Source organism: Chitinophaga hostae, assembly GCF_018224885.1.
Taxonomy (GTDB): domain Bacteria; phylum Bacteroidota; class Bacteroidia; order Chitinophagales; family Chitinophagaceae; genus Chitinophaga; species Chitinophaga hostae.
In genome coordinates this window covers 226,855-247,556 of sequence record NZ_JAGTXB010000004.1, presented here as the reverse complement: position 1 = coordinate 247,556, position 20,702 = coordinate 226,855, and the positions used below count along the sequence as shown (strand labels likewise).

General features: G+C 49.1%; 7 protein-coding genes. 5 read left to right on the top strand and 2 right to left on the bottom strand.

Features of this window, described 5'->3' with window-relative positions; all coding sequences use genetic code 11:
• Window positions 1–42 precede the first annotated feature (42 nt).
• Window positions 43–5,490, top strand: a complete 5,448-nt coding sequence (locus KE626_RS10585; RefSeq protein ID WP_211972870.1) for an Ig-like domain-containing protein — start codon at window positions 43–45, stop codon at window positions 5,488–5,490.
• 110 nt (window positions 5,491–5,600) lie between these two features.
• Here the strand turns inward: KE626_RS10585 and KE626_RS10580 are convergent, their stop codons facing one another.
• Window positions 5,601–6,983 carry a SusD/RagB family nutrient-binding outer membrane lipoprotein gene (locus KE626_RS10580; protein ID WP_211972869.1) on the bottom strand — a complete coding sequence of 461 codons (1,383 nt, stop codon included), beginning with the start codon at window positions 6,981–6,983 and terminating at the stop codon, window positions 5,601–5,603.
• A gap of 28 nt (window positions 6,984–7,011) precedes the next feature.
• Complete coding sequence (locus KE626_RS10575; protein ID WP_211972868.1) at window positions 7,012–10,053, bottom strand: SusC/RagA family TonB-linked outer membrane protein; 3,042 nt, start codon at window positions 10,051–10,053, stop codon at window positions 7,012–7,014.
• A 537-nt stretch (window positions 10,054–10,590) separates the two neighbouring features.
• On the opposite strand from KE626_RS10575, the gene KE626_RS10570 reads away from it, so the two are divergent.
• From KE626_RS10570 to KE626_RS10555, 4 genes are all read left to right on the top strand, one after another.
• On the top strand, window positions 10,591–11,106 hold the full coding sequence (locus tag KE626_RS10570) for a DUF4402 domain-containing protein (protein WP_211972867.1): 516 nt from the start codon (window positions 10,591–10,593) through the stop codon (window positions 11,104–11,106).
• A 100-nt stretch (window positions 11,107–11,206) separates the two neighbouring features.
• Window positions 11,207–12,073 carry a fimbrial biogenesis chaperone gene (locus KE626_RS10565; protein WP_211972866.1) on the top strand — a complete coding sequence of 289 codons (867 nt, stop codon included), beginning with the start codon at window positions 11,207–11,209 and terminating at the stop codon, window positions 12,071–12,073.
• A 33-nt stretch (window positions 12,074–12,106) separates the two neighbouring features.
• Window positions 12,107–20,155: a T9SS type A sorting domain-containing protein gene (locus KE626_RS10560; protein ID WP_211972865.1), complete on the top strand. Its 8,049-nt coding sequence runs from the start codon at window positions 12,107–12,109 to the stop codon at window positions 20,153–20,155.
• 91 nt (window positions 20,156–20,246) lie between these two features.
• Window positions 20,247–20,693 (top strand): DUF4402 domain-containing protein, encoded by a 447-nt coding sequence (locus KE626_RS10555; protein WP_211972864.1) that lies wholly within the window; start codon window positions 20,247–20,249, stop codon window positions 20,691–20,693.
• The last annotated feature ends 9 nt before the right edge of the window (window positions 20,694–20,702 follow it).

The following is a 20,702-nucleotide window of genomic DNA, read 5'->3' as shown; positions in this document are numbered from 1 at the left end:
AACTTTCAATTTTAACACCCGCTCGTAAATTCCACTATGAACATGAAAAAGATCTGCTACACACTACTATTAACTATTTTTTACCTGGCCGCCTCGCAGGGCGTACGCGCGCAAACGTACACCTGGAACCAGGTCCGGATAGGCGGGTCCGGTGCGCTGCCCTCTTTTGTACCACACCCGAAGGTACCCGACCTTTATTTCATCACCACGGATGTTGGCACTCCTTACCGATGGAATAAGAACCTGCAAAGATGGGAGGATTTAATGTTGTTTAAAAAGATGCCTGTTAACTACTGGGGCTGGGAGTTTAGCCAGCGTTGCGGCAGTATCGCCGTAGATCCCAATGATGCCACCGGCAATATCCTGTATGCTACCGTAGAACACGTAGCCGGTCCGGGTCCCGGTAAAGGCACCAGCGCCGGTACTATCATGAAGAGTACCGACCGGGGCGACTCCTGGACTGATTTACATGTACCCATTTTGGTAAGTCCCAACAACACACAGATTTACGGGGATCGTATACAGGTAGATCCTGCCAACTGCAACCGGGTATGGGTAGTAACAGACCAGAGTGGCGCCTGGAAATCGGAAGATGCCGGCGCCAGCTGGTCGCAGGTAAGCGACATTACCACGCCAGGCTCCTGTTCTTTCCTGCTGTACGACAAAAGTGCAGGTACCATTGCCATCAATGGGGTAGATGTCAGCAAGCGGATTTATATTGGTCGCGCCAACGGCGTATACGTATCAAACAATGGCGGTGTTTCATTCACCTTGATGAGCAATAGCCCGCTGTATCCTATCCGGGCCACGATTCACGCCGATGGGACCCTGTACATATCTGCCGGCACCGAAAACCTGCCAAAGGGCGTCTTCAAGTATAGGAACAATACCTGGCAAGACATTTCTCCGGTAACTTTAGAACCCGACCTGGTTAAGTCCGACAGGTTCTTCTCCAAAGTGGCCGTAAGTCCTGCCAATTCAGATTATATTATTGTAAGCACCCGTGGCTCCTGGCAAAAAGACCCCTATTATATTTCAAAAAATGGCGGCGCCCAGGGCTCTTATACACCGGGAGTAATAGGCACCCGTGATAATTCTGAAGCGCCGCATTCAGCAAATGATGGTTTATCCTATAATGATCCCGGACATAATGCGCATGCGTTTACCTGGGACCCTTTTTATCCCGAAAGGGTATGGATCAACGACCTGTTGGATATACTTTCTACAGATAATATCTCTGATCAAAAAAATAACTGGAAGGTCCGTGTAGTAGGATTGGAAGAAATCATGGTAACAGGTCCTATGCTTTGTCCTCCCAGCGGCAAAAGTGTTCTGCTCACCGCTACGGCGGATGTGGGCGGCGGTCATCACCGGTCCCTGACGGAGCCGTTATCCGAGGGCGCGGTTTCCAATACTGTGCTGCACAACAACGTTTTTGGCGCATTCAATATGAACGGCGTAGCTTTCCAATATACCGATCCTGATTTTATCGTGCGTGCAGGCTCCGATGGCGCAGGTACCACGAACATCAGCGACTCGCGCTCAGGATATTCCACCGATGGCGGCGATCACTACACCCTCTTTCCAAAATCGCCGGGTTTACGCGGACGTATGGCCGTATCTGCCAACCGCCGGAATATTGTCTGGCTCACGCAAATGGATGGCAACAACCTGGGCAACGTTTACTGGTCGTCCGACCTGGGCGCTAACTGGACAAAATCCAGCGGCCTTTCTTCAGGGATCCTGCCCGCAGGCGGGCAGTGGATGGTGTATCCCGGGGAAAACCACCTCGCGTCAGATAAAGTAAACGGCGATTATTTCTATGTATGGGACCGTGGCGGCTTTTTTGTTAGCTCCGATGGTGGAAAATCATTCACGCAAACAGCAGCCACCGGCCTTACTGCCAATGGTGGTAATAATTCGAATGGCTCCGCTTACGCCACTACTTCCAACGTGGAAACAACGCCGGGAAAAACAGGCGATGTATGGATTGCCTATCACAATGAATCCTATTCTCAAAACAGCGCCCTTTATCATACTACAGATACCGGTAAAACATTCGTGAAGGTTGGCGGCGACAGTATTAAACCTAAATGGGTGGCAGTAGCCATGTCCGACACTACACCCAATGCGCACCTGACTTTGTACGTCACCAGCCAGGCCATTCCCATCAATGGTATTTACTACGGCGCCTTCCGCTCAGATGATACCGGCCGCACCTGGACTACCATCCTGGATCGCCTGCCAGGCGTGGCGCCCAGCATTGCTGCCGATAACAAAGGCAGAATGATCATATCTGCTCATGGAAATGGCATCTACTTCGGCGCACCGGTAGCAGGTCCTGTGCAGTCGGTCGAAATCATCAATCCTTCATCAGATACTATTGTAAAAGGATACTCCATCAAACTGAATGCGAAGCTGACGCCTACTTATCCTACCAATCCATCTGTTACGTGGAGTTCTTCCGATACAGCGGTGGCAAAGGTAGATCCCTTCGGAAACGTAAAGGCCATCAATGCAGGTACCGTTACGATCACCCTTACATCGGTCGATGGCGGGAAAACCAATACGCGGCAGCTGGTCGTCATTCCGCCCACGATATCTAGCGGTGTTACCGTAGACAGTATCGTATATGGTACTATGAATACGCCTAAGCAGATAGCCGTTGCCGTTATACCTGCCAACACTACCAATAAAACCCTGAATTGGTCAATAGCGGATACCACGATTGCCAAAGTAGATGCCAGCGGCGTAGTAACCGGCTATAAGATGGGTATTACTACCCTTACTATTACTGCGGCAGATGGCGGTTTCACTAAAGTCGTGCAACTGGTGGTAAATACAACGGTGGTAGCCATCAATGCGGGAACTACCGGCAACCCGGCAACACCCTATCAGAATGCCAGTGTGGGTCAATATATACCGGAAGGCATTGCGGGTACAGATAAGCTATGGCATGCAGGATATACCGGCAATGTTAAAATCACCGCAACAGCAGACCTGAGCCAGGTAACATCACCTGCTCCCCGCCAGGTATATGAATACATGCGCATCTCCAGGTATAACCAAACACCGATGCGTTATTATTTCCGCAACCTGATTCCCAATGCTAATTATTCTATCCGCCTGCATTTTATAGAGCCCAGCGATGTGGATAAAGCCAACAGGACATTCAGCGTAAAAACCGGTGGCGACAGCCTCATCAACTTTAACCCTTACCAGGCGGCAGGTAATAAGCTGAATACCGTGATTACACGTACCCTGGAAACCAAATCAGATAACCAGGGTCTGATAGCCGTGTTCTTTTATCCTAACGGCGTTGTCAACGGTCCATACACCGCTTCTATAGCCGCGCTCGAAGCAAATATTATCCCGCTGCAGGGAATTAATATTTATTCAGACAGCAGCAATTTGTATGTGAGCTATAAAGACACGCTGAAACTCACGGTTACACCTGCCAATGCCACTAACCGGAACCTGGTATACAAATCTTCCAACGACTCCATTGCTACGGTAGACCTGAATGGTATCGTAACAGGAAAAAGAGCAGGCACGGTTACCATCACGGCTCAATCCGTAGAAAGTAGTTTCACGGCTGCCAAAACGTACCATGTCTTCTATATACCGGTTACCACATTAACATTAGATAGCACCTCCGCCAATGTATTTGTAGGATCGTCCCTGCAACTGAATGCGATCATCAGCCCGGCGAAGGCCAGCAATAAAGGCGTGATATGGACCTCTTCGGATACTACCCTGGCTACCGTCAGCTCCACCGGTCTTATTAGCGGCATCAGGCAAGGCAATGTTATTATCAAAGCTACATCTGCAGACAACCCAGCCATTGCTGCCCAAACCAATATCCATGTAGCCAATGTATTGGCCACTGGTTTAACATTCCAGCCATCTCCTGTTATCATCGGGGAGAGAGATACCATACGGATAAACGTTTCTTTTATTCCTGCTAATACGTCCATTAAAAAAGTAACCTGGAGCAGTTCCAATACTGCGTTCGCTACCATCGACAGTGCAGGCTTAATTACTGCGATCAAACAAGGTACGCTCACTATTACCGCCAATACGCAGGACAGCTCCGGTGTTTCAGCTGCATTGCCGGTAACGGTAGTACCGTTTGATTCGTGTGGAGGTATACCCAACTATGGCTTTGAAAGCGGTCTCGTTAACTGGCTGTCTTTTAAAGATACTATTCTTACACCGGGCGTCGTATATGCCGTTAGCGGTAAAGGCCATTCGGGTGACAAGGCGGTTACCATGGGTTTCACAAATGCAAAAACCGCTTTAAACATACAAGGTTCCATACCCGTGAGAGGCGGTAGCGTCATCGTATTTACAAAATGGATTAAACTGGAAAAAGATGCGATGGGTTATCCCTGGTGGGCAGGATACGGTGTTGGTTTCATCGATAGCCAGGGCGCCGCAACGGGCAATGCGTCTTATTCAAAAGAAGTATACAATGTGACCGCATACCGCGACAACTGGGCCCAGGTAAGAGACACCATTAACGTACCGGACAGCGCAACAGGACTCACCTATTGGATGGCCAAGACAGGATCCGGGACGGTATGGCTGGATGACTATTGTATAGAAGTGCTAAAGACCAACAAATCGGCTGTTTACGGTATCAATGCAGGTACCACACAAACGCCTCCAGGCCCGTATGCCAATACCACCTTTGCGCAATATGTTCCCGAAGGACCCACCGGCACAGATAAGTTATGGCATGCAGGTTATACCTGGGTGCAAAAAGTGAATGCGCCGGTAGACCTGTCGTATGTAACCGATCCCGCTCCTCCGCAGGTATACGAGTATATACGCGTATTCAAAGACAACGTTACCCAGATGCGCTATTACCTGCGCGGACTTACGCCTAACACTGTTTATGCCATCCGTCTGCATTTTGTGGAACCACAGGACGCAGAGAAAAACAAAAGGATCTTCAGCATAAAAGCTACCAATGGCCTCGACAGTCTTATGGACTTCAATGTGTACCAGGCGGCGGGCAACAGGTTGAACACCGCTGTTATAAAAACTATCAGGGCAAGAGCCAACAGCGCAGGTTTGATACAGGTATTCTTCTATCCTAAAACAGGATTGTATGATCCTTATAGTGGTTCAATAGCGGCCATCGAAGTGCGCACATTACCACCCGGCGACACCCTGCAAAGTTTGAGTGAAAATCAAAACACGATGGCAGTAGCCGACAACAAAGTAATCGGCCGCAAGGACCTGGATTTTACAGCACAGGTATATCCCAATCCTTCAAATGGCGTGTTTAATCTGAAAATGGCTTCTTCCTCAAAAGCACCGGCACTGCTTGTCATTGTTAATAATGCCGGCAACGTCATTTATTCTACAAAAATAAATGCCGGCACGTACTACCAGGTTGGCCAAAATCTGAAACCTGGTATTTACTATATCAGTATCAGTCAAGGCACTCAGCATAAAACGATGAAAGTAGTGAAACAATAATGCGCTTTTAATTAAAGTGTCCCTTTCAAAATAAAATATCCCCCAACCTTGTCTAAGGTTAGGGGATATTTCATTTTGAAAGGGACACTCTATAAATAATTACTTCCGTTCTAGTTATCCCACCAAACCTTCGTATGCTGAATGGCTGTCTGTTGGGGTTGTTCATTCGTTAACCTCTCGCTTTGCGGATATAATAGCCTTCGGGGGATGTCTATCAATGCGCCGTCTACTTTCTGCAATTTTGGAAAACCCGTTCTTCTCCAGTCGTTATACGTTTCAAAGTTGAAGATATTCGCTATTGCTTTTTCTTCCATGATCAGCTGCAAGGCATTGCTGCCGGTTAGTTTACGGCTGTTTACATATGCAGTAGCGGCAGCGGAAGTGGTATCAATACCGAGTTTGAACAAATGGGAATTGATCGCATTTACATATACCGGCTGCGCTACAGTATAACCGCCGGTGATCAACAGGGCCTCTGCCTGTATGAACAGTGCTTCAGTATAACTGAATATATAGTTGGAAGATGATTTTGCGCCATAAAATGCCGCAGGATATGAGTACTTCGCCAGGTCTCCGGTGGGCGTACCGATCTTTCTGCCGGTATATAATCCTGTTGCCGAAGCCGGAGCAATGATCTTCGGCAGCCGGGGATCTTTCCGGTTACGCAATGAATCTATCAGCGTGGCATTCATTACATAGGTGGTTACCGGTGTAAAGGTAAGGTACCAGATGTTTTCCGATCCCGCAGCACCCGAATAAGTGAATTTAAAATCGTCGTTGTTGGATGTCATGCCGTTCTTTAAAGCGGTCATCGCATTTTCCGCCTGCGTTTTAGCAGCATACCCGGGCGCTTTTGTAAGATGTATATAATACCTGGCTTTCAGCGACCAGGCGAGTTTTCGCCATGCGCTCATATTGCCGTTGTAGAAATAGTCATCACCGCCGGGGCTCTTCGGACTGCTATTTTTATCGATGTTGGCGATAGCGTCGCTGAGCAGTGACTGGATACTTTTATAGATATCCTCTTGTTTGTCGTAAGGCACAATAAAAACGCCGCTGCTAAACCCTTTGGAATAGGGAATATCGCCCCAGAAATCAGTAGCCGTGCCAAGGGTGTAAGCCGTTAGTATTTTGGCAATGGCCGCATAATTCCAGTTGTTATTGGCTTCCGCTTTTTTGTTCAGGGAAATCAGGTTGTTGAGCGAGCTCACGTAAAAGCTGGACCAGTCGCCATCCATATCAACATTAAACAACTGGTAACTGCCTACATAAGGATTCAGCTGGTTGGCAGCTATGTTCTGCACATAGTTCTGTATAATGATCCCCGCATTACCGCCCTGGATGTTATCGGAAATATTCAGTTCTGCCGGCGCCAGGATCAGTGATTCCTGTACATCTGTGGGATTGTTGGGATCTTTGTTTACATCGAGGAATTTTTTACAACCCTGTAAACAAATACCTGAGAGCAGCAGTATATAAAAGGACTTTCTCATGTTGATAAATTTTAGTGGTGCTGGCATACTAAAAACTGAATTTCAGTGAAAAGTTAACAGAGCGCGCCGTAGGCGTAGAAAACGAATAGATGCCCTGTGAGCTGTTGCCGGTGCCATAGGAGCTTACTTCCGGGTCAGCGCCGGTAAAATGCGGGCTGTAGATCCAGAGGTTTCTGCCGGCTACCGCCAGTGAAGCGGATTTAAATGGTGTTTTAGCCAGGAAGGAAGCCGGCAGGAAATAAGAGAGACTTACATTCCGCAACTTGATATAAGTACCATCCTGGATGGTAGATTCATATTGCCTGGTTTGGTAGTAGGTTTGCGCATCTACTTCCACGTTGTTGGGCTTCCCGTCTACCTCGCTGATTCCTTTCACCACCATTTTACCACGGGTCGCCGTTACCTTCGCAGTACCGTAATAAAAACCGCCCGCATCTACATCATTTTGTACATCACCGCCTTTTTTCATGTCGAAGAAAAAGGAAAGGCTGAATTGTTTATAACGAAAACTGTTATCCATGCCGGCGAGCCAGTCAGGGTTAATATCGCCTACAATGCCCTGTTGCGGATCCACTACCGGTAATCCACCGGCATCGATCAGCAACTCGCCGTTGGCGGCACGCGTATAACGGCTGCCATAGAAGATATTATAAGGTTGTCCTTTTATGAGCCGTCCCAGCTGATCGATGCCTGGTCCCAGTGTAAGCACCTTATTTTTGATCTTCGAAAAATTCAGGGTAATATTCCAGCTGAAATCTTTTGACTTCACAGGAGTAGCGCCCAACAACAGCTCTATTCCTTTGTTGGATATTTCTGCGGAATTAATGGTGGTAGAGCTGAAGCCGGTGGCATTGGAGATTTGTGAACCCGGAATAAGCCCGTTTTTGGAGCGGCGGCTAAAATAAGATCCTTCAAAGGTGATCCTGTCTTTCAGGAAACGCATCTCCAGTCCTGCTTCATATTCATTAAGCCGTTCGTTGATGAGTGAGGGGTTACCCAGCGCAGATGTCAGTAAAAATCCCTGTTGCCCCTGGAAGGGGAACAGGAAATAACCGGCATTAGTGTTTCTACCTGCCTGCACATACGGGGTAGATAACGCGTACGCCCCTACGCCATCGTTACCTACTGTGGCATAACTCAATCGCACTTTTCCGAAGTTAATAACATCGGAAGCTTTGGGCCCCAGGAATTCGGAGAAAATAAAGCTGGCTGCAGCCGAGCCGTAAGGGTAAAAGTTCTTATCGGGATTGAGTACCGAACTGCCGTCGTACCTGCCGGTTAACGACAGGTTAAGGAAGCGGTTGTATTCAATATTAGCCTGGGAGTAGAAGCCCACTTTTCTAAGCTGGGTATGATTCTCCGTGCCTGTGATAGTGGTACCGGACGATAAATTGTCAAAGTCAGTAATATTTAACCCGGTACCATTGATATTCATGTACTGGTTGTAAGTAGTATAGATATTGTTACCCAGCAACAGGTTCACATTAAATTTGCCAAATGTTTTTGTGGCGTTGATGATCAGGTCATTGTTGAATTGCCGGAAGTTGATGTTCTGGTTCCTGATCTGTCCTGTGAGCCCGATCTGCGGGCTTGGATGTTCTATGTACTTATCGGCCTCGGTGTAAATATCCGCACCGAGTCTTTCTGTGATGGTAAGCCAGCTGGCAGGCGTGATGTTGGCGGTAAATACCGGGAGAAACCTGTTGACTTTGGAGTCGTTGTTGATGTTATCGAGCGTCCACAGGGGCATATTCCTTGAATTGCGGTAACCGCGCTGGCTGCCATCCGGGCGGAGTACCGGGTAGGGATTCCAAGATACCGGTTGCACCAGCAACACATATAAAGGCCCGTTACTGGCGCCTTCGGGTAGCCGGTCCTGATCAGAGTTGCTGTATCCCATCTGGAAAGTAGTGCTTACATACTTGCCTATCCTGGAATTGTACTTTGCAAAAAAGGAATGCCGCTTAAAATCATTTCCCGGCATGACGCCTTTCTGGTTGAAATAGGAATAGCTGAGAAAGTAGTTGGAATTATTGTTACTGCCGGAAGCAGCAATGGTATTGTTGGTAGTAATACCGGTACGGAAAAAATCGTAAGGGTCGTAGGTAGGCGCGGGCAGGCCATTTACCTTAAGGGTATCCATGCGGGGGCCCCAGGAAAGATTTGTTTTTTTGTCGGCATCCTCACCGTTATAAAAGATACCGGTGGTACCCTGCCCATAAGCAGTTTGCCGTTCCGGCAACAGCGGATGTTCGAAAGAGGCGTCAGATGAAAAACTGAACACCGGTTTTTTATCCGCTCCACCATTTTTGGTGGTAATAAGCACTACGCCCCGGGCGCCTGAAGAACCGTACAATGCTGTAGCGGCAGCGCCTTTGAGGATGTTCACATTTTCAATAATAGCAGGATCAATATCTGCGATACGGTTTACGCCGGAACCGGCTGCTCCGCCACCTATATTGCCGGTTTCCGTGTTATCTACCGGTACCCCGTCAATAACAAATAAAGCCTGGTTTTCCCCGGTAGGAGAAGAATTCCCCCTGATAACAATACGGGAAGAGGCGCCTGCATTACCCGAAGAACTGGTGATCTGTATACCCGGCACCTTGCCCGCCAGCGTATTCACCAGGTTGGGTTCCTTGGTTTTTAACAGCTCCTCTCCGTTCAGCTGCTGGGAGCTGAAGGTAAGGTTGCGTTTTTCCCGCTTCACCCCCAGGGCCGTTACCACTACCGCCGTCAGCGCGGAGGTATTGCTGGTTAAAGTAATGGCAAAGGTCGTGTTGCTGCCCACCGGCACTTCCTTATTAAGGAACCCGATACTGGAAATAAGCAGCGAATTTTTTTCATCTACGGTTAGTTTAAAGGTTCCGTCGGAACCACAGGTGGTGACAGCCTTACCGCCTTTTTCCCGGACGGTGGCGCCGATAACAGGCGCGCCGGATGAATCGGCGACAGTACCCGTAATCGCTCTCTTCTGCGCTGACGCAGAAAAGGACAAGAGTACAAGAAAACATACCACGCATAGCGGCGCGAAGCATCCTGATACTGCTGATTTTGATGATGGTGCCATTTGAATGAACATTTGGTTGACAGTGAAAGCTCTGATAGAATAGTTAGCACAATAAAAGTAGGTGTAAGCAGCAAACAGGTATGCAGAATTATTAACCGATTATAAACATATATTATCCTAAAATACTTAACCGTATTAATTTATGATCATGTTAAATGTCATATAGACAATAATATGAATAAGAAAAACAAGGTGATTTTTGTGCCGGGAATTTTACTACCGGGAATTGTTTATTCAACGGGGTGATACCTGCAAATATTTATGGTGTATGGCCAGGCAAATTACCACCTGACAGGGTCAGGCAAATCCACAGATAATCAATCAAAAAGACATCTAGAAATTCATACTTCTACATTTTTTTATTATCTTCATTACAGATATTCCCTCGAACAACATGATCAAAAAACAATGACCCTGAGAAACAGTAGCTCGTTATACCACCAAAGCAACATGCAAGTGCCCCTGGCAGGTCTTTTCGTCGTCCATTGGATACCTGTAAACTGTTCACACATATCCTACATGATAAAAACAACCGACATGAAAAAGCTTAGCATCATCGCATTCGTCTCGCTGGCATTGATGGCAGTAAGTCCTCGTATATCCGCGCAGGAAACGGCATCCGCAACGGCAACAGCCACCATTGTAACGCCAATCAGTATTGTAAAAGATGTGGACATGAATTTTGGTAATGTAGCTGTTCAATCTACTGCGGGTGGAACCGTGGTACTGACCCCGGCAGGCGTGCGTTCCCGTACAGGAGGCGTAACGCTTCCCTCTACAGCCACAGGAACCGTTACAGCCGCCTCATTTACCGTAACCGGTACCGGCAGCTATTCCTATAGCATTACATTACCTTCCACTGCTTTAACCATTACCAGCGGATCCAATACAATGACCGTAACCAATTTCGTCAGCAATCCGACAGGCGTTGGAACCCTTACAGCAGGTACGCAAACCCTCACTGTTGGCGCTACACTCAATGTCAGCGCAGCGCAAGCCGCCGGCACATATGTTTCAGGAACTCCCTTTGATGTAACAGTGAATTATAACTGACCGGACGCACGATACGTTTCCGGGTAACTTTAACCAATTATCCTGTATAGCACGCACCCGGTATGCGGCTATAGACTGTATTATCCTAAAGTACGAAGCCATGAAAATATCGGTATATCCGAATGTTCCCCCGATGACATGTCTCCCCCGTTTTGTGGCTGCTATTATGTTATGTTGCTGCATAGCAATATCTGAAGTGAGCGCACAAGGTAACCTGCTGGTTACGCCTGTGCGCGTTGTTTTTGAAGGACAAAAACGTGCTGAAGAATTGAACCTGGCTAATTCAGGTAAAGATACGGCCAGGTACCTTATTTCATTTGTGGAGATAAGGATGAACAAGAACGGCACTTTTGAACAGATCAATGAACCAGACTCCGGACAACAGTTTGCCAGTAAATACCTTCGTTTTTTTCCCCGCAGCGTGGTACTGGGGCCCAATGAAGCACAGGTGATAAAATTACAGCTGACCAACGCCGGCGAGTTGACAGCCGGCGAATACCGCTCCCACCTGTATTTCAGGGCCGTGCCAGACGAAAAACCTGCAGGCGAAAATATTCCGAAGAAAGACAGTGGTGGTATTAACGTTAAACTCACCCCGATTTTCGGAATTACCATTCCCGTTATCATCCGGGTGGGTGAAACCAAAGCAAGTGTACAGTTGACCGACCTTTCGGTAGACCGCGTCAATACGCCGGCGCCGGGACTGAACCTCCTGTTTAACCGGTTGGGAAATTCTTCGGTATATGGTGATATCACAGTGGATTATATTTCGCCCCAGGGGAAAGTAACCCAGGTAGCGGTGGCAAGGGGATTGGCGGTATATACTCCAAATACACAACGTCAGCTTCATCTTGCACTCGAAAAGAAACCGGGGGTGAATTATCAAACCGGGAAATTGCATGTGTCCTATACAACCACGTCCAAAACAGTTACCGAACAACTGGCTCAGGCCGAATTGAAATTATAGCAGGCAGGCATGTGGCAACCAAATAACGCTCCTATGGAAGTGATTATACATTGGTTAATTCGTCAGTTTCGCAGCAAAAAACTCCTCAGGGTTCGTCGTACAGGCGTTCCCTGTATTCCTGTGGCTACCTGTGCTGTAAAACTGCTAATGGTGTGGGCGCTCTTTCTTCCCGTTCATTTGTTTGCGCAAACCAGCTGGAAAGGCACCGTAAGCACTGCCTGGTCTAACAGCGCCAATTGGACCGCGGGCGTACCTACCGCCACCATTGATGCCATAATAGGTAACGCCAGCTTTACAGGAGCTTTTAGCCCTAATATCAGCAGCAGTGCCAATTGTAAATCCCTGACGGTGGGCGCCGGCGTAAATGCCACGCTAACAGTCAGCAAAAACCTGACGGTAGCCGGTAACCTGACCATCGCCGCCGGCAGTACCATTTCCCAGAAAGGCGTAACATTGACCGTAACCGGTAACTGGAGCAATTCCGGCACTTATACTACCACCTCCAGCACGGCAAGGGTTACTTTTGCCGGCACCACGCAATCAATTGGCGGTACCGCGGTTACCCCATTCCGGAGGCTGACCATTGGTACCGGAAGCACTACCACACAAAATGTAAATATGACCGTTGCCGGTACGCTTACCATAAACGGCTTTTTTATCCCAGCCGATGTTGCCACACCGGTTGTTGTTTCGGGAGCAGGCACCACTACTGTAAACCAGGGTGGCGTACTGCACGTAAATGCCTCCACATACGCAGGTAATTATGGTCTCACGGGAACGGTTACACTCGCGGCCGGGAGCATTGTAGAATACAGTGATACCCTCACCAGTCAAACCGTAAGGAACAACCTTACTTACTCTACGCTCAGGATCAGTGGCCGCGGTACCAAAACATTAGGAGGCAACCTGAATGCCCTTAACTCCACCACGGCTGCCGTGGGTAATATAGAAGTTCTCGCCGGCACATTAGACCTCACTACCTTTACCGCAAACAGGGGCACCACTGTAGCCGGCGGCGGTCTTACCGTAGCCAATGGCGCCACGTTAAAGGTTGGCGGCACCAGTAACTTTCCCATTAATTTTGGTACGGTTTCACTTAGCCTGACCAGCATAGTGGAATACAACGGTACCAACCAAACGGTAACTGCAGCCACTTACGGTAATCTCACTTTATCTTCCGGAAGTGGCGCTGCCGTAAAAACTATGCCTGCCACAGCTATTACCATATCTGGTAACCTTACCTCCGTCATTGGCAGCGGCACTTCTGTGAGTTATACGGCGGCCGCCAACATCACGGTGAGCGGCAACGTAAATATCGGTACATCCACCACCTTTAACGGAGGGAGCTTCACTGTAACCACTTCCGGCAACTGGGTGAACAACGGCACTTTCAGCGGTGGCACAGGAACAGTTACCTTCACCGGGGGAGGTACTTCCATTAGCGGAAGCGGTACACATACCTTTAATAACCTCACTGCAGCTGCCACCAATATCACAGCAGCCGCCAGCACCTCGCTCACCCTTTCCGGAAACCTTACCACCACCGCTCCCGGTACTTTTACCCATCTTACCGGCGGCACCCTTACCATGAATGGAAGCAGTAAAACAATTACAGGTACGGGCATCTCCCTTGAAAACCTGACCATCTCCGGTACGGTGAGCGCAGCAACAGGAATCAGCATTACCGGTAATCTTTCTGTAGCAGGAAGTTTCACCAACACTTCAGGCAGTGTGATCATGAGCGGCGCCGGTAAAACCATTTCCGGCGCCGGCACCATCGGCTTCGCAAGTTTATCGCTTTCCGGCAGCATTACTTCCTCCGCAGGATTCTCGATCAGTAATACACTGGATGTATCCGGCAGCTTTTCTGCCAGCGCCGGCACCACCACTTTTACAGGAACCAGCTCGCTTAACGGTACGGCCAATCTTTTCAATGTTACCCTTAATGGCACCTCCTTACAATTATCCACCAATTCAATCCTCGGAATTGCCAATACCTACACAGTTACCGCCGGAACGCTGGATGTAACTTCCACCATTCCCAACACCGTCAATTTTAATGGTACCGGCGCACAAACAGTTGCTGCCGGTACATTTAATAAATTGGTGGTCAGCAATGGCAACACCAAAACACTGGGAGGAACGGTGACCGTGAACAGTGATTTTACCATCTCGTCCGGCACTACCTTTAATGGATCCAGTCAATCGCTTTCCCTGCTGGGCGACTGGATTAACAACGGTACTTTCACTGCATCCACCGGCACCGTTACGCTCAGCGGGGCCGCCAACACAGCCATTACCGGCGCTTCTACCTTTAATATACTTACCATAAATAAATCTGCTACCACCAACCAGGTAACCCTTTTAAGCAACATTTCTGTGGGAACCGTGAATATGACCAGTGGCACCATCATTACAGGCGTTAATACACTGACCATTACCAGCAATAGAAGTGGCAACGGTATTATCCTTGGTACTATCCAACATTCCCATACTTTTAACCTGGGCACGGCATACGCCTTTGAAAGCCCCAACAATACCGTTACCCTTACCGGCCTTACCACCAGCGGCACTATTACCGTATCCGTTACACCGCAAACAGTAGCAGATTTCCCTTCCGGTGCCGCGATAAACCGGGAATATAATATTACAACTGGCGGCGGTATCACGCTCGCTGCCACCACCCTGCGTTTTCACTATGAAGATGCGGAGCTGAATGGTAACACTGAAAGCAGTTTGACCATCTGGCGTAACACCGGTTCCGGATGGTCGGTATATGGCAACTCCGCCAGCAGCACCACCTCCAACTATGTGGAGCAATTTACCCTGCTGGCCTTGAGCTTTACCGGGCGTTATACCATGGCTTCCACCGCCAACGTGGTAAGGTGGAACGGCTCCGTGAGCACCGACTGGAATACGGCCGCCAACTGGACCATAGCACAGGGCAGTCCTTCCCGTCCACCCGGCGTAAATGATATCGCTGAAATCGGCACCATTTCATTTACCAATCAACCCACTATCAGTTCCAGCGTCAATATAAAAAGTATTTCCTTCGGCAGTGTGGAGGCTGCTACGCTCACACTGGCTGCGGGAGGCTCACTGACAACACAGGGTAATATCGCCGGCATATGGGCAGCCAATGCCGCACATACCATTAATGTCAATGATCAAAACCTTACCGTAAACGGCGGCCTTGTGCTGAGCGATGGCACCGCCGGACACACCATTCAGCTCAATGTGGGCAATGGAAATGCTACCATTGCAGGATCTGTTACACAATCCGGCAGCGCCGGTATTGCCTGCTCCGGTACGGGAACGCTGAATATTGGCGGCGATTTCAATTATTCCAATGGCACCTTTACAGCGGGCAGTGGTACGGTAAATTACAATGGCTCGGCGGTGCAGTCAGTAGCAGGACTTACCTACAATCATCTCACCATTAATAAATCTGCCGGTAGTGCGCAGATAAACAGCGCCACCACGGTAAACGGCAATCTTACTGTAAGCAGCGGTAACCTGGGTGTAAATGCTGCCACTACTGTCACGGGAGATTTCGGAATGAGTGCAGGCGCCACTGCCAACGGAGGATCAGCTGCCATCACAGTAGGCGGCAACTGGAATAACAGCGGCACCTTCACCCCTACTACCGGCAGCGTTAACTTCACCGGCAGCAACACACAAACTATCAGCAGCACCACCTTCAATAACCTGGTGATCAACAAAACCGGCGGTACAGCCTCGCTTACGGGTAATGTGGTGATAAATGGAAACCTGTCTTTAAACGGAGGCACCATGGGATTGTCTACATTCACGGCTAACCGCAGCGCCCTGGGTGGCGTGCTTTCCATCGCCAACGGCGCTACTTTAACAGCCGGGGGAGCGGGCAATTTTCCTGCTAACTACTCCCAGTACCAGCTGGGCAACACCAGTACCGTTAACTATAATGCAGCCGGCGCACAAACAGTATCCGGCAACATTTCATACGGGCATCTGACGCTGAGTGGCAGCGGTACCAAAAGCCTGGCGAACAACATAACGATAAATGGAGATCTGCTGATCAGCAGCGGCGCTACCTTCAGTGCCGGCGCATTCACCACTAACCTTTACGGTAACTGGAACAACAGCGGCTCCTTCTCAGGCGGCACCGGTACGGTTACACTTAACGGCAGCAGCAAAACAATTACCGGCAATACTACCTTCAACAGGCTCACCGTATACGGCAGTTACGCGGTAGCCGGCAGCGATATTACCTATAACGGTCTCCTGCAGATAACTACCGGAGGATCCTACGATGGCGGCAGCGGATCTGCTACCGTAAATGGAGATCTGACCAACAGCGGATCACTGATCAGCAATGGCATCACCACTTTCAGTGGTACCAGCCTTCAAACAATACGTTTCCTGAATGCGGTGGTGTCCAACTCCAGCGGCGTCATTAATTTCAATGGGAACGTTTCTCCTATTTTAAATTCTACAAGTACGCCTACCTATGCTACGCTGAATATAAATAATACAGCAGGTATCAATCCAAGTGTGAACTGGCTGGTGCTGGTAGCCTTTAATATCAGCAATGGCGCCATCTTTAACGGGGGCTTGCCCACCCATACCATTCGCGGCAGTTTTACCAACAACGGAACGGTAACCAGTTCCGGCACCCTGTATTTTAACCCGATTGCGCCACAGAATATCACGCTTACCGGCACCAGCTTTTCCAGCACCGGCAATGTCATATTCGGCGGCAACGTGGCGCTTACCGTTTCAGGTGCGCCTACCAGTCTTACAGACGTTACCATCGCCAACACAGCAGGCGTTACCCCGAATACCAACTGGAATATAAACGGGGACCTGCACATCAACGGAGGCGCCATTTTCAACGCTGGCAGTAACACCTTTACGGTGAACAATGATATTGAAAGTAATGGTACGCTCAACGGCGGCACTTCTACGTTTAACATGACATCTCCCTCCGGAACACTCACCGGCAGCGATGGCACTACGTTCTACAATCTTATTATCAACGGCACTGTACTAACGGATGCAGATTTTAATATTGAACACAACTTCACCATCAACGGCGCTTTCGACGCCTCCATCGGAACCCCTACCATGACCGGCGCCACAGCGGCTGTTATCGGGGGAACGGCGAGTCCGTTTAACCTGGCGCAGCTGGAGGTACAGAAGGCAACTACTGCCACCGTTACCCTTGCAAGAAGTTTGCGGCTGATGACATCGCTGGCAATAACCGGGGGCACATTGGATGCCGGAGATTCTACTATTATACAGGATCCGGCCGGGGGCGGATTGCTTTCAATAGACGACAGTACCCGCCTTATTGTGAGAGGTGTTTTTAGTTTGCCCGCATTCGACAGTTACCTGCTGGATACGCTAAGCACGGTGGAATATGCCGGCAGCACACAAACGGTTTCTTCGGCCACCGCCTATGGCAACCTGACTATTTCCGCCGCAGGCACGAAAACAGCAACCGCCGCGCTCACGATCCTGAATGATTTCACCCTGAGCAACGGTACTTTTGTGCCAGGCAGTTTTACCGATACCTTAAGAGGCAACTGGAACATGACCGGCGGAACATTCACCAATACCGGTTCTGCCATTTACTTCTCCGGCAGCGCAGATCAAAGCGTTTCCTCAACAGGCGCTTTCAATCATTTCAAAGTAAACAAATCCACCGGGTTGGTTTCGCTGGCCGCTAACGCTACCATCAACGGCACCTTAACATTTATGGCCGGAAAGATCAGGACAGGAAGTAATACGGTTATCATTCCCGCCGCCGGAACAGTAACAGGTGCAGGGCAAAGTACAGGATGGGTATATGGCCGGCTGCAAAAGAATGTTGCTTCCGGCAGTAATATCAGCCGGCTTTATGAAATTGGTGACACGCTGAATTATACGCCGGCAACCGCATTATTCGCCAGTGTTAGTACAGCCGGGGATGTGCTCGCAACAGTGACTCCAGCTTCGCATCCCAATCTCCCGACATCTGGTTTAAATACCAGCAAAAAGGTGACCCGTTACTGGACGCTCACCAACAGCGGCGCGGTATTTACAACGGCAACAGTAACGCTTAACTGGGTAGCTGCCGATGTAGATGCGGGCGCTACCACCGCCAATTTTAAGGCAGCCAGGTACAGTGGAGGTACATGGACATTACCTGCTGTAAGCGCGCCTCTTTCCACCTCTATCCAGGTAACGGGGCTCACTGCTTTGGGTGATCTGGCGGTGGGTGAATTATCTACCGGTTCAATATGGACCGGCGCCGTCAGCACCAGCTGGTATGTTACCGGTAACTGGTCTTCAGCTGCTGTGCCGGTAAGTACCACCAATGTAACCATTCCCACTGGTCTTACTAACTACCCGCTGATCAATACGGGAACTGCTATTGCGAATAATATAACCATACAGACCGGTGCTACGGTAACAGTAAGCAGCGCCATACTCCGCATAGGCGGTGTAATATCCAATACCGGCACCTTTACCGCCACAGCGGGTACCATAGAACTGAATGGCGCAGGAGCACAAACAATACCTGCAGCAACCTTTGCAACGAATACGCTGAGTAATCTCATCGTCAACAATACTTCGGGTGTATCATTAGGAGGTACGCTTAACATCAGCGGTATATTGAAGATAACTGTCGGACAACTTACCACCGGCGGCAATCTCACCTTACTGTCCACCGCTACGCAAACCGCGCTGATTGATGGTAGCGGTGCAGGACAGGTAACCGGAAATGTTACCATACAGCGGTATATACCATCCGCCTTCGGCTATAAATATTTCAGTTCACCCGTTCAGGCCGCTACCGTTAATGAATTTGCGGATGATGTTAATCTCAATGCCACCTTCCCCTCTTTTTACCGGTATGTAGAAAACCGTACCTCTTCGGGATGGGTGGCTTATACCAGTACTTCCGGCGCGCTCACACCGATGCAGGGATATGCTGCGCAGATGGGGACTTCCAATACGCCGCTTACTGCCGACATCACCGGTGTAGTCAATAATCAAACAGTAACTGCACCTGCGCTCACCAATAATAATCAACCTTATACACAAGGCTTCAACCTGGTAGGCAACCCGTATCCTTCTCCTGTAGACTGGGATGCCGCTACCGGTTGGACACGGACCAATGTGGATAATGCGGTATACTATTTCAATGCCGGTACTGCCGATCAGTATACCGGCACCTACAGCTCATATATCAACGGCGTTTCCAGCGATGGTATCGCCAATAACCTGATTGGCTCTATGCAGGGGTTCTTTGTACATGTGAGCAACGGCGCTTTCCCGGTTACAGGTACTTTAGCTGTTAACAACAATGCAAGAGTGAATAACCTGTCGCCTGTTTTTCACCGTGTTCCGGTAAACTCGCCTATTCTCCGGCTTAGTGCAGCATTTGCTGATGATGGAGGCCCCGCAGATCCGCTGGTGGTATACTTTGACGCCGCTGCCTCCCCATCTTTCGAAAAAACAATGGACGCCCTGAAGCTGATGAATACCGCCACCACGGTGCCTAATGTCTATGCAATGGCCACCGATGGCTCCAGGCTTTCCATCAACGCCTGGCCACAGTATCCCGACAGTACGGATGTGATACCATTGGGACTGAAAACAGAAAGAACCGGCTGGATCACTTTCAATACAGTAGATATTGTGCATATGCCCGACCAGCTGCACATTTATTTAAAGGACGAAGTAACGGGTCATACAGAAGAATTACTCCAGTATTCAAAATACCGGGTCTACCTGGAAGCGGGCAGCTATGAAAAACGCTTCTCGCTCGTGTTCCGCAATGGCCGGGAAATAACACCGCCTTCCGAAGAACCGGTATTCCGTGCTTACAGCACCGGGAAAACATTGTACGGATATTTTGATAAAGTACCTGGTGAAAAATGCCGTATCAGTATATCCAATGTATCCGGGCAGATCCTGTGGTGGCGGGAGGTTACCGGCAACGGACAACAACATGTAATAGGCAGACAATACAGCAGCGGCATCTATATTGTTTCCTTTCATGCAAATGATAAAGTAGTGTCTAAAAAAGTAATTATCATGAATCAGCAATAATTTTTTTGAAATGTATTTTTTTAACGGGATAACAAAACATACAGGTTGGCACCGGTTGGCTGTGATAAGTATATTCGTTTTAACGGGATACGTGAAAACCCAGGCACAGGAACCACCGCCGCGCCCGATTGCCGTATACGTGAATCCCGCACAAGGACTTATATTCGGCGCTTTTTTCCAGGGGCTATCCGGTGGGACGGTGATCATATACCCGGATGGCTCCCGCTCCGTAACAGGCAGCGTTGTGCAGGCCAACCTCGGTTACCCGTTTTCACCCGCCATTTTTGAGATAGAAGCAAACAGGGGAACACTTATTTCAATACTAAACGGACCCGATGTAACCCTCACAGGCAGTAACGGTGGCTCCATAAGTTTACATATAGGGAGCGCCAGTACAGGGAGTTCATTTATTACTACTGCCACCCCACCGGCAAGAAACCTCGTAAAGATCGGAGGTACGCTCACGGTAGGCAGTCCTCCCGCTAATCCATCGGGTAATTATAGCGGTCTATTTAACGTCACGTTTATACAGGAATAATCCGGATAC